Source organism: Marinobacter sediminicola (assembly GCF_031157525.1).
GTDB classification, from domain to species: Bacteria; Pseudomonadota; Gammaproteobacteria; order Pseudomonadales; family Oleiphilaceae; genus Marinobacter; species Marinobacter sediminicola.
Map to the genome: position 1 here is coordinate 17,278 of NZ_JAVIXR010000020.1, position 11,236 is coordinate 28,513.

General features: G+C 52.3%; 9 protein-coding genes and 1 tRNA gene. 6 read left to right on the forward strand and 4 right to left on the reverse strand.

Annotated elements, in window-relative coordinates:
- Nucleotides 1-5: 5 nt before the first annotated feature.
- A complete protein-coding gene (locus RG807_RS17220; RefSeq protein WP_309045986.1) occupies nt 6-1,424 on the reverse strand; it encodes a DNA recombination protein RmuC in 1,419 nt (472 codons plus the stop codon).
- A gap of 284 nt (nt 1,425-1,708) precedes the next feature.
- Here RG807_RS17220 and RG807_RS17225 point away from each other — a divergent pair, with 284 nt between their 5' ends.
- The 4 genes from RG807_RS17225 to RG807_RS17240 all read left to right on the forward strand — a co-directional run bounded on the left by RG807_RS17225 (nt 1,709) and on the right by RG807_RS17240 (nt 5,514).
- Nucleotides 1,709-2,083, forward strand: a complete 375-nt coding sequence (locus RG807_RS17225; RefSeq protein WP_309045987.1) for a hypothetical protein — start codon at nt 1,709-1,711, stop codon at nt 2,081-2,083.
- 164 nt (nt 2,084-2,247) lie between these two features.
- Complete coding sequence (locus RG807_RS17230) at nt 2,248-3,045, forward strand: ATP-dependent zinc protease family protein (RefSeq protein ID WP_435404688.1); 798 nt, start codon at nt 2,248-2,250, stop codon at nt 3,043-3,045.
- 2 nt (nt 3,046-3,047) lie between these two features.
- Nucleotides 3,048-4,565, forward strand: coding sequence for an inactive transglutaminase family protein (locus tag RG807_RS17235; protein WP_309045988.1), 1,518 nt, complete (start codon nt 3,048-3,050; stop codon nt 4,563-4,565).
- Nucleotide 4,566: 1 nt separating this feature from the next.
- Nucleotides 4,567-5,514, forward strand: a complete 948-nt coding sequence (locus RG807_RS17240; protein ID WP_309045989.1) for an alpha-L-glutamate ligase-like protein — start codon at nt 4,567-4,569, stop codon at nt 5,512-5,514.
- A 60-nt stretch (nt 5,515-5,574) separates the two neighbouring features.
- Here RG807_RS17240 and RG807_RS17245 read toward each other — a convergent pair whose 3' ends face one another.
- A complete protein-coding gene (locus RG807_RS17245) occupies nt 5,575-7,167 on the reverse strand; it encodes a BCCT family transporter (protein ID WP_309045990.1) in 1,593 nt (530 codons plus the stop codon).
- Nucleotides 7,168-7,428: 261 nt separating this feature from the next.
- Between RG807_RS17245 and RG807_RS17250 the strand changes: the two genes are divergently transcribed.
- Together RG807_RS17250 and RG807_RS17255 are read left to right on the forward strand one after the other, a co-directional pair.
- Nucleotides 7,429-9,072 carry an FMN-binding glutamate synthase family protein gene (locus tag RG807_RS17250; RefSeq protein ID WP_309045991.1) on the forward strand — a complete coding sequence of 548 codons (1,644 nt, stop codon included), beginning with the start codon at nt 7,429-7,431 and terminating at the stop codon, nt 9,070-9,072.
- A gap of 148 nt (nt 9,073-9,220) precedes the next feature.
- Nucleotides 9,221-9,297: transfer RNA gene (locus tag RG807_RS17255), tRNA-Pro, on the forward strand.
- A 593-nt stretch (nt 9,298-9,890) separates the two neighbouring features.
- Here the strand turns inward: RG807_RS17255 and RG807_RS17260 are convergent.
- Nucleotides 9,891-10,223: a tRNA-binding protein gene (locus RG807_RS17260; protein ID WP_309045992.1), complete on the reverse strand. Its 333-nt coding sequence runs from the start codon at nt 10,221-10,223 to the stop codon at nt 9,891-9,893.
- 21 nt (nt 10,224-10,244) lie between these two features.
- A partial coding sequence (gene yddG / locus RG807_RS17265; RefSeq protein WP_494337502.1) for an aromatic amino acid exporter YddG occupies nt 10,245-11,236 on the reverse strand: 992 nt, incomplete at its 5' end.

An 11,236-nucleotide genomic window follows, 5' to 3' on the forward strand; every position in this document is an offset into this window, starting at 1 on the left:
GGTACTTACTCCTGATCGTTATCTGCACCAACTGCCTGATTTTCCGAACCCGGCTCTTCGCGGGGCGCTTCCTGCTCAAAATCCACCTCAGCCTGATCCATGATGACCTTCGGCAGTTCTTTTTTCACCCGCACACCCAGCTCCACAAACCGGTTGGCTTGGGAAACGAGGTTCCCCCGGCCTCTGGTGAGCGTGTTCATGGCCGAATCGTAGGTAACCTGAGCAGTATGCAGTTGCCCGCCAAGGCGCTCCATGGCTTCTACGAATACTCTGAGTTTGTCATAAACCGCGCCTGCGCGCTCTGCTATCAAGCGCGCATTCTGGCTCTGTCGCTCATAACGCCAGATATTTTCAACTGTGCGCAGGGTAGCCAACAGCGTTGTCGGAGTTACTACAATAATCTTTCGCTCGAAGGCTTCTGAGAAAAGGTTCTCGTCCTGCTGAAAAGCTGCCACAAAAGCCGGTTCTATGGGCATAAAAAGAAAAACAAAGTCCGGCGAGTGCAGGCCGCCTAGTTGGCTATAGTCTTTTTCACTCAGAGTGCGAATATGGGTCCGCACGGCAGCCACGTGCTCCTTAAGCGCCTCTTCTCGCGCACTGTCATCTTCTTCCGTGGCCCATGTTTGATAGGCCACCAGTGACACTTTGGAATCAATCACCAGATTACGGCTGTCCGGAAGGTGCACCACCACATCTGGCCGGAGCAACTGGTTTTCCGCATCCCGGTAACTGCCTTGGGTGTCGTACTCAATACCTTTACGAAGCCCGGATTTTTCCAGAACCCGCTCCAGAATCAACTCGCCCCAGTTGCCCTGGATCTTCTTATCCCCCTTAAGCGCCCGAGTAAGGTTGGCGGCTTCCTCGGTAATCTGCCTGTTAAGATCCTGAAGCGATTTAATTTCGCTGCGAAGCGCTTGTCGATCCCGGGTTTCGGTGGTGTAGACATCTTCCACCCGCTTCCGGAAGTCCTGCAACTGATCCCGAAAAGGGTTTAGCAGGGAGTCCATGCTGGTGCGGGTTTGCTGGGTGAAACGCTCACTTTTTTGTTCAAAAATCCGATTGGCAAGATTTTCAAACTCCTGCTTCAGTGCGTCCCGGTTGCGCTCCAGCAACGCAAGCTTCTCTGTCGCTGATCGCCGCTCCTCTTTCAGCACAACCTGTTGCTCACGCAGTAACGCACGGGCCTCACCCAACTCACTGCCGAGGGAGTCAATTTTTACTTGCTGGCTTTGGCGCTCCTCCAAAAGCTCTTCAATCCTTCGACTGTGCGCTGACACGTCAGATTGCAGGCCTGCTGCCCTGCTTTCCGCTCTTGCCTTCGCCATAAGCCCGACAATAACAACCAGAGTTGCGAACAGCAGAGTAACCAATGCAACCAACATCTCTGGCCGGGACACTACAAATTCACTGACGGCCTCGAGCACAGGTAAAGCTCCTCTGGTGGATTCAATAATTGTTCGGATTAACGTGAGCTTACCCACGCATTACATTCTATAGGAACGCAATGACCTTTTCGCCGATGGTTTTTGCCGTGAGGCACATGCACGGCCTGCATCACGACTGTTTGGCAATTTGGTAATGCACTCGAATCCGGCTATGGACGCGCACCGTAATATCCACTAAAAGAGTATATATCGCTCAAAACTGGTGGATTACACTTTTTTAACCGCCTCTTGGATCGATGCCGAACCAAACTGGACCATCTATCATGCTCAAAGAACTCTGGCGAAAGCTGGGCGCTGATTTTCGACAGACCGAGTGCTCTTACACTGAGTGCGGAGAAAACGATCCTGACTTTTATGGTTCGGGCGATTTCAGATTGTTGCCTCACATTACCCACACCGGCGAGTTCCACCTTGAACGTCTTACTCTCCTGCTCAAGAGCAGGTATGGCAAAAGCCTTGAAACGTCTGATGCCGGGTCTGACGATGCCATTCGCGATTTAATTGTTTTCGCTTCACGGATTCAGGATCAGGATATTCAAAAAGAATTGCTTCTTTTTTACCTCAACTGCTCACCGGTGATTCAGGAATATTTGCGTTCCGATGAGGTTCTGGGTACCAGCCACTTTCTATTCCGCTAAACAGTCAATAGAGCGGATAGAGAACTCGCCTTAACCAACTGTAAAGCAAATACACACGTCAGTTGCTGTATACTCCTGCCCCGGATATTCTCCGTTATTCTTTTTTATGACTGTCACATCTAGCGTATTCCAAGTGTGATCAGCAACCGGCTCAGGGGTTTTTAATGCGTTCTAAACAATTGCGAGCTGGTCTATCGACGTTATCCGTTGTGGTTCTGGCAGGCACAGTTCTGCTGACGGGTTGCTCGGCAGACAGGTATTTCATGGTGCCAAAATCCGATCTAGGCGATCTCAACACCTCCGTTCAGACCCAGCGCGCGACACTGGTGACCATGGAAAACAACGCAACGATTCGCCACGACAAGATTCTGGAACAGAACGAAGTCGCAACACAGAAAGTGCTGGATGCCATTGCGACGCAAGTTGCCAAACCCTCTTGTCCACCCATCCCGGCTCAGAAGGCCTGCCCAGCTACCGATAGATCCAAAGGCAGGGCTGATCGGCTCAAAGGGAAAGTGATCGTTGGCGAAGTTGAGAACTTCTTTCTGGCCGGGCCCGGGCTGATCTACAAAGCGCGCATCGATAGCGGCGCTGAAACATCTTCCATCGATGCGCGCAACATTACCCGCTTTGAGCGGGACGGCAGCAATTGGGTCCGCTTTGATGTTCCGGTTCCCGGCGCGAAAGAATTCGTTACCCTGGAAAAAGAAATTTCCCGGCGCGTAAAAGTAATTCAGGCCAGTGCAGATGGCGCGGAAAGGCGCGTAGTGGTCGAGCTTCAGTTCTCCATAGGCGACCATCAACAGGTAGCAGAATTTACGCTATCAGATCGGAGCAACCTTACCTACCAGGCACTCATTGGCCGGAATGTTCTCCGGGATGTCATGCTGATTGATGTCGGCAAGGAGTACGTAACGGAGCTGCCTGAGTCCATCCGCACAGACAATGACAACGGGAAATAATCGTGAATAGCCCCTCCCGCCTACCATTTTATATTGCTGTCTTCCTGCTTATTACAGCAGGTATTTCACTTGCCATTTGGCGCCACGCAGAACTCGGGATTCCCTGGCTTACCGGGGAACAGCATCCGGTCTGGATGGTTGAGGCCCGGGTTGACTTTAATGGGTCAAATCAACCAATTGTGGCAAGTTTGAATGTGCCCGAGCACCCCCCCGGATTTCGCATTCTGACTGAGCAAGCGGCATCCCCGGGGTACGGATTTTCAATTATAGATAAAGCTGGCAGCCGGCGCGCTGAGTGGACAAAGCGCGAAGTGGCAGGCCCTCAGACCTTGTACTTCAAAGCACAGTTCATACCCGACCCGGGCGCAGAGCAAACTCCGCCTGCCCAGCCACCAAAAACCCGTAGATTGTTCTGGGAAGAACCCCAAGCCACCGCTGTGCGGGAAATTCTGGCCCAAGCAGAAGCACGCTCAAGTACACCAGAGAGCATGACGCGAGAGCTGATCCGGCTGATGCAACCAGATACCCGCGTTCAAAACACAACACTTCTCGTGTCGGAAGAAAACTATCTGCAACTGCTGGTTAACATGCTTAACCATTCTGGAATTCCTGCTCGCACGGCTGATGGCCTGAAGCTTGAGGATGCCCGGCGCCGGCAGCAGCTCACGCCTTTCCTACAGATATATAACGGCGAAAAATGGCTTACTTTGAACCCGAAAACTGCCGCCCAGGGTATCCCCGAAGACCTCCTGCTCTGGCGGCAGGGCTCTGAATCCTTGCTCGATGTTGTTGGCGGTGACAATTCCGAAATCAGTTTCTCCATACTTCGGCAAACCATCCCGGCGCTTCAACTTTCAGCCATGCAATCCGATGGCAATGGCTTGGGCTTCCTGAGTTTCTACGAACTCCCTATTGAAGAGCAGAGCATGTTCCGCATGCTTCTGCTGCTGCCGCTCGGGGCGCTTGTTGTTGCGTTTATGCGTATTGTTATCGGCATTCGCACATCCGGCACGTTCATGCCGGTGTTGATAGCAGTTGCCTTTGTTCAAACCACCCTAGTCCCTGGCCTCGTGGCTTTCCTCTCAGTGGTTGCCATTGGCCTGGCAATGCGCGGCTATCTATCCAGTTTGAACTTGCTTCTGGTATCACGCATATCAGCCCTGATCATCCTTGTTATCTTCATAACTGCCGGCCTCAGTATCTTCGGTTATCAGATGGGCTTTAACACAGGCATGACGGTAACCTTCTTCCCGATGGTCATCATCGCCTGGACTATCGAGCGCATGTCCATTCTCTGGGAAGAGGAAGGCGGCCAGGAGGTTCTGGTTCAAGGCTCTGGCAGTCTGTTTGTTGCTATTTGCGCCTACTTACTGATGAGTGCGCCCTTGGCGGGCCACCTGACATTCAACTTCCCGGAACTGCACTTTTCGATTTTGGGACTGATTCTCTTGATGGGCCAATATACCGGTTACAAACTCAGCGAACTCAGACGCTTTACTCCAATGAAGGTCTACGACTGATATGGACTGGATCTCTCCGCGCGCACTGAACCGTTTGGGCATGCTGAACATGAACCGGCGCAACGTTGACTACATTGCCCGCTATAACGAGCGCTCGTCCTATCCGCTGGTAGACAACAAACTCAAAACGAAGCTGGCGGTTGCCGAGTATGATGTGAAAACGCCAAAGCTGTTGCAGGTTGTAAAGCAGCAACACGAAATCTCTCGCTTCCGGGAAATGGCGGAAGGGCTTGCAGGTTTCGCCATCAAGCCTGCAAAGGGATCTGGCGGCAAAGGCATTACGGTAATCACTGGCCGGGACGGAGATAGCTTTGTAAAGGCATCCGGTGCACGAGTGGGCGCCTCGGTACTTGAGCGGCACCTAACCAACATTCTGGCTGGCCTATACTCACTTGCGGGTACGCCGGATGTAGCGATTGTTGAAGATCTGGTGGAATCTGCCCCATCGCTGGCTCGCTATTCACACCAAGGCGTACCTGACATACGCATAATCGTATTCCAGGGCTACCCGGTGATGGCTATGCTACGTCTTGCAACAACCGACTCGGATGGCAAAGCAAACCTGCACCAAGGTGCAGTGGGTGTAGGATTGGATCTGGGTACAGGAAAAAGCCTGAACGCGGTGCAATTCAACCGTCCCATTACACTGCACCCCGATACTGGCTTACCCCTCGAAAACATCCAAATTGAAGCTTGGGATGAAATGCTGGAGATGGCTTCACGCTGCTTCGAGGCAACAGGGCTGGGCTACATGGGCGTTGACCTTGTAGTGGACGCTCAGCATGGCCCACAGCTTTTAGAACTGAATGCACGGCCAGGCTTGGCTATCCAGATGGCCAACGGCCGCGGCTTGCTACCCAGGCTGCGCGCTGTTGAGCGTCTCAAGCGTCCTCACTTCACACCCGGTGAGCGCGCGAACTACGCTATGAAAAACTTCGCAAGCCTTTGAGCTGAACATAACGAACATAAAAAAACGGAGCCTTGGCTCCGTTTTTTTATGCGTCACTTCCTATGACATCTCACCTCGTGCAATCAACAACTTGCGCTCATGAGCCAGGCCTTTCAACAAGCCCCAAGTCATGATCAGAAGGATCACGGTGAACGGTAGGCCCGCACTCACTGCAGACGCCTGGATAGCGCTCAGCGCATCCGCGCCGCCACCGAAGATCAGTGCCGCTGCAATGGCACCTTCCATAATCACCCAAAATACGCGCTGCGCGGTAGGTGCGTCGGTTTTACCACCCGCCGTGATGCTGTCGATAACCAGCGAGCCTGAATCCGATGAGGTGATAAAGAACACCAACACCAGCACAATGCCAACAAACGACAGGATCTCAGTCAGCGGAAGGTTGGCAAACATCTGAAACATCGCCAGGGACACTTCTGTGATGCCATCTTCTGCCAGCGCGCCAATGCCCTGATCAATCTGCTCAAGCGCCGCACCACCAAAGGAGCTCATCCACGCTGCGGTAATAACCGTAGGGATGATCAGAACTGCCGTTACAAATTCACGAACCGTGCGGCCTTTCGAAACACGTGCGATAAACATACCTACGAATGGTGACCAGGAAATCCACCATGCCCAATAAAACACAGTCCAGCCACGCATCCAGGCCTCATCGTCACGGCCAAATGGGTTACTGAAAGCTACGACATTACTCACATAACTGGAGCTGGTTGCCCAAAGGTTTTCCAGAATACTCATGGTGGGGCCGGCAAAAATAACGAAGAACAAAAGAATGCCCGCCAGCGCCATGTTGATGTTACTCAGCACTTTTACGCCGCCGTCGAGGCCACGCAGAACCGACAACAACGCGACAGCGGTTACGCCCACAATAATCGCCATTTGAACGTTGATACCGGAGCCCATACCAAACAAGTAGTTAAGGCCGGAAGCGGCTTGCTGTGCACCAAAGCCAAGCGACGTTGCCAAGCCAAATATAGTGGCGACAACCGCCAAGGTATCGATGATATGCCCAGGCCAGCCCCACACCTTGTCTTTTAAAAGAGGGAAAAATGCGGAACGAATGGTCAGCGGCATGTTCTTGTTGTACGCAAAGAAGGCCAGGGAAAGCGCAACAATGGAGTACACGGCCCAAGGGTGAAGACCCCAATGGTACATAGTGCCGCCCATGGCCAGCTTACGCGCTTCCGGCGTGTTTGCTTCCACTCCAAACGGCGTGCCAAACCAGTCAGTGTAATAAGCGACTGGCTCGGCCACAGCCCAGAACATCAGGCCAATGCCCATGCCTGCTGCAAACAGCATTGAAAACCAGGAGATGGTAGAAAAATCAGGCTTGGCATCCATACCGCCCAAACGGATCTTACCCACCGGCATAAAGATCAGTGCAATACACACAACTACAAATACGTTGGCGCTTAGCAAAAAGAACCAATCGAAGTTTTCGATGATGCTGTCTTTTGTACCAACCAGCAGCTCATTAGCCGCTGTGGGGAACATGAGTGTCCCCACTACAAACAGCACAACCAATATCGCCGTAATCGGAAATACCGGTGCATGCAGATCCAGCCCGAATGGTCGTACGTTATCCTGGCCGGCTACGTAATCCGTTTGATATTCGTCTTTAACTACGTCGCCCACGTGATGGCGCCTCCTGATTTTTGAATTTAGTATCCGAAATTCGTCATAATCTGGATTCAAATGTTACAGGCGCGCCATATTAATGTTTTGAGCTCAAAACATCAAAGCGCTCTCAATACCCTTTTCAGCATAGACCAAACACGGAGTTTTAAAGAAGAAACTTAAACAACCAACTATAAGTTACCCACCGCATCGATATACTGGATGCCAATCGAATGGTGCAAATCCTTCCCAGCATTTACTGAGCCGAGTGAGAAATTCATGGAAAAAACAACCACGTTCCCGATGCGGTACTCAGCTTACGTTTTGAGTATTTCAGGTTTCATTGTCTCGCTGGCCCTGAGCCTGCATTTTCAAGCGGGTTACATTTTCCCCGGCATCTTCGGTGCCCTGACCATTCTTGGAACCTACGACTTACTGCAAAAGAAGCACACCATCAGCCGCAACTACCCCATCATGGTGCACTTTCGCTACCTGTTCGAATCCATAGGGCCCGAGATTCGCCAGTACTTCATCCAGTCCGATAATGATGAGCAGCCGTTTTCAAGGGACCAACGCGCACTCATCTATCAGCGAGCTAAAAACGTGCTCGACAAGCGCCCTTTTGGCTCCCAGCTGAAAATGTATGAAGATGGCTTTGAATGGATAAACCACTCACTGAAGCCTTCAAAAATCGCCGATAGCAACTTCCGGGTTCAGATTGGCTCGCGCTGCGCCAAGCCCTACAGCGCAAGTGTTTTCAATATCTCTGCCATGAGCTTTGGCTCGCTTTCGGCAAATGCAATTCTGAGCCTGAACACAGGCGCAAAAATGGGCGACTTCTACCACGACACAGGCGAAGGCTCTATCTCCCGCTATCATAAAGCGCCCGGGGGCGATCTGGTCTGGGAGATCGGTTCTGGCTACTTCGGCTGCCGGAACAAGGATGGCTCATTCAGCCCTGACCAGTTCGCACTTAATGCGACGCTCGATCAAGTAAAAATGATAGAGGTCAAACTATCTCAAGGTGCAAAACCTGGTCACGGTGGCATTCTCCCTGGCGCGAAAGTGACACAGGAGATCGCAGAAGCCCGAGGCGTTTCCGTAGGTGAGGACTGCATTTCGCCCGCCGAACATTCAGCCTTTTCAACACCCATCGAAATGCTTGAATTTCTGGACCAGCTCCGCGAACTGTCTGGAGGCAAACCGGTAGGCTTCAAACTGGCTATCGGGCACCCATGGGAGTGGTTTGCCATTGTTAAAGCCATGCTGGAGACCGGGCGCAAACCCGATTTCATCGTTATAGACGGCGGCGAAGGCGGCACCGGTGCTGCGCCACTGGAGTTCATCAATCGTATAGGCACGCCCCTGACAGAGGCGCTCCTTCTGGTGCATAACACATTGGTGGGCACCAACCTCAGGGAAGACATCGCCATTGGGGCAGCCGGAAAAATCACGTCTGCCTTCAATATCGCGCGCACTCTGGCCTTGGGCGCAGACTGGTGCAACTCCGCCCGTGGCTACATGTTTTCGCTAGGCTGCATCCAGGCCCTGAATTGCCATACCGGTCGTTGCCCCAGCGGTGTCGCCACTCAAGACCCCAGACGAAGCAGCAAGCTAGACGTAGAAGATAAAAGCAAGAGGGTATACAACTTTCATAAAAACACCCTGGATGCGCTGCAAAATATGCTGCAAGCGTCAGGTCTGCGCCACCCTGGCGAGCTGGGGCCCGAGCACATTGTCCGCCGGGTATCCAAAACGAGGGTGCACTCATACATCGACCTGTTTCCATTCCTGGCACCCGGGGCGCTGCTAGAAGGCAAAACCGGCATGGCAGTCTTCGATAAATACTGGGCTGCATCGAATCCGGATAGCTTTGATCCGCCGGAGTTCGTGCAACAGCTCCGGGAAACCAAGCTACGCTAGAAATCCAGATGCGATTTATGCAATGCCTGTTTATTTTCATTCCGGGCTAGTGTAGACTTCGCTCCCGCTAAGCCACTGAGATTCCTCTTTAAGTCTCTTTGGCGCACGTCATCAAAGCCGAGCTTTGAAAAGATAGTAATTAGCGTATCGGGGCGTAGCGCAGCTTGGTAGCGCACTTGCATGGGGTGCAAGGGGTCGTAGGTTCAAATCCTACCGTCCCGACCAATTCCTTATAAAAGAATCAGTCACTTAGCGGTGGCTGATTTTTTTATGTCCCAAGATTGTCCCAATTTTCAGTTTTTGCCTTCCCCGCATACATCATCAATATTTGACTGACAATTTCATAAGTACTCAAAAGGGTCCGACCATACCTTTAACCAACAACGATTTAGTATTTGTTTCCCGTAGAAAGAACGGATATGAATAAGTGCCTCCACGGGCCCCGATACCGAGTAAAATTCTCAACGGTATATCTTCACCCACTGCGTACCAAATTCGGCTAGAATTTTGGGTTTGATGACAATTTTCATCGTACACACACAGCTCCCTCCTCCTCAATGAATCGGCTCGGGCTACCTTGGGCGTCTGTGTAACCATCCCATAAAGTAGCCGCAACGGTCGCAAAGCGAACATTTCCATTAGACGATTACGCGGAGCTTTGCGGCTATTTTGGAGCAGCGAATCGGAGGAAGATGTATTGGAGCACTGCAATGGTGAGCTTCCCGCTCACCATTGCCAGCACAAAAGATTTTGTCCCGTTTATCACCTGCACTTGGACTCGCATACCGATTGGCCCGCGATGTGGAAGCCGCCGAAACTCAGAACAAGCGTTCTCCGTTATCCACCTGCGCGTCCGGTCTTACCAGGGTAACTGCGCCCTTCTCCGTTTGCACGCCGGTGACCAGGCACTCCGACAAAAATGGTCCGATCTGTTTGGGGGGGAAATTGGTAACGGCAAGAACCTGTTTGCCAACGAGCTCCTCCTTGCCATAGAGGTCCGTAAGCTGTGCGCTCGATTTACGAATACCAATGTCCGACCCGAAATCCACTCGCAATTTATAAGCAGGCTTGCGTGCCTCGGGAAAATCCTTCACTTCAATGATGGTCCCGATCCGCAGTTCAACCTTCTCGAAATCGTCCCAAGTAATCATCTTATTGCTCCTTCGACGTAGTTAGTCTGTTAACAATTCTAGCTCGGCGACCGTCCGGCTCTTCGCACGACCCGCGATCAAAGAACCAATGACAATCAGGATGCTGGCACTCAACACGGCAACCGTAGCCTCGCCGTATCCGGCAAGAATCAACAGGATCACTGAAATCAGTGGCGCACTGTATGCCAGGGTTCCCAGTAACTGGATATTTCCGTGCTTTACACCATGGTCCCAAGTGAAGAATGCTATGCCCACCGGTCCGAGGCCGAGCCCCACCACGCCAATCCATTGAAGTGCGCCTTCTGGCCATACCGTTTCCTCCCACAAAAGGTGGCAGACCAACGCCAGAATGGCCGTAACACCGCAGAACCAGCCCACGGCATCGGTTGGTACCGAGCGAACCAGTCTGCTAAGAACGGAATAAGATGACCAGATCAGAGCACAGGACAGAGCCACCAGGTAACCCGGCAGGTTCTCCCAGGCAAATCCATCGGCATTGCGGCTGATCAACAAACAGCAACCTGCCAGGGCAACCAGGGCCCCAACGATGTACTGAGCTCGTAGTTTCTCGCCCGGCAGGAAGGCCGACAATAGGACGATCAGCAGCGGCCAGAGGTAAGCAAGAAGGCTGACTTCGACGGCGGGGGCCAGTGTCATAGCCTTGAAGTAGGCAAAGTGATAACCGAACAAGCCAACGACGCCGATGCACCATGCAAGTGGCGATTGCCGTAAATAACGCACACCGGAATGCCCCGAGAAGATCCAACGGCCGCACATCAACAGGAAAGCGATGCCGAAGGTCATGGCCATGAGCTGAAACTCTGGAATCTCGCCACCGGAAAGCTTGGTCAGCAATGCCAAAGTGCCCCATAACAGAACGGAAATCGACCCGATCCAAGTTGCGGCGTTAACGGATGCCATGAAGCCCTCCCCGAAATTCTCATGTGTGAATGATTTCAGAAGGGTATCCAGTGCGAAGAAGAGAAACTTTCGAATCCTGGCGGAACTATTTC

What these genes read in the sequence shown, in the direction of transcription:
- RG807_RS17225 (WP_309045987.1), top strand. Translation starts at nt 1,709, where the DNA reads ATGCTCAAAGAACTCTGGCGAAAGCTGGGCGCTGATTTTCGACAGACC.
- RG807_RS17230 (WP_435404688.1), top strand. Translation starts at nt 2,248, where the DNA reads ATGCGTTCTAAACAATTGCGAGCTGGTCTATCGACGTTATCCGTTGTG.
- RG807_RS17240 (WP_309045989.1), top strand. Translation starts at nt 4,567, where the DNA reads ATGGACTGGATCTCTCCGCGCGCACTGAACCGTTTGGGCATGCTGAAC.
- RG807_RS17250 (WP_309045991.1), top strand. Translation starts at nt 7,429, where the DNA reads ATGGAAAAAACAACCACGTTCCCGATGCGGTACTCAGCTTACGTTTTG.
- RG807_RS17260 (WP_309045992.1), bottom strand. Translation starts at nt 10,223, where the DNA reads ATGATTACTTGGGACGATTTCGAGAAGGTTGAACTGCGGATCGGGACC.